Source organism: Sphingobacterium sp. 18053, from assembly GCF_902706145.1.
GTDB lineage: Bacteria > Bacteroidota > Bacteroidia > Sphingobacteriales > Sphingobacteriaceae > Sphingobacterium > Sphingobacterium paramultivorum.
Genome location: NZ_CACSJW010000061.1, coordinates 1 through 389 on the forward strand (window position 1 = coordinate 1; position 389 = coordinate 389).

At 46.8% G+C, this 389-nt stretch carries 1 protein-coding gene; it reads left to right on the plus strand.

What is annotated here, in order from left to right; all coding sequences use genetic code 11:
- Positions 1-389, plus strand: a 389-nt coding sequence (locus tag GVK91_RS27285; protein ID WP_200845731.1) for a hypothetical protein, incomplete at both ends; no start/stop codon positions are given.

Consider the following 389-nt stretch of genomic DNA (forward strand, 5'->3'; position numbering starts at 1 on the left):
ATCTCCACAAAGTCAATGGCGAATGGATTGCTGTTCACGACCCTTATGCCCTTTCTTCTAAGGCAAACTCTGGCGATAGCTACGTCATCAACCCAAATAAGCTTCACAAGGTTCGTCGTGCCAAGACCCAACGCCCTATCTCTCAGGCTATTGTCTATGAAATGAGCGTCCGTGATTTCTCTTGGCAGACAGAAGCCGGCTTTAAACACCGTAGCCAATTCCTCTGTCTGACAGAATCCCCTGTCTTAGACGGTATGCAGCTTGGCATGGACTATATCAAAAACTTGGGCGTAACCCATATTCAACTCTTACCAGTGTATGATTTTGGCAGTGTGGATGAAAACAAACCTCAGGCTGTTTACAACTGGGGTTACGACCCTATGCAGTAC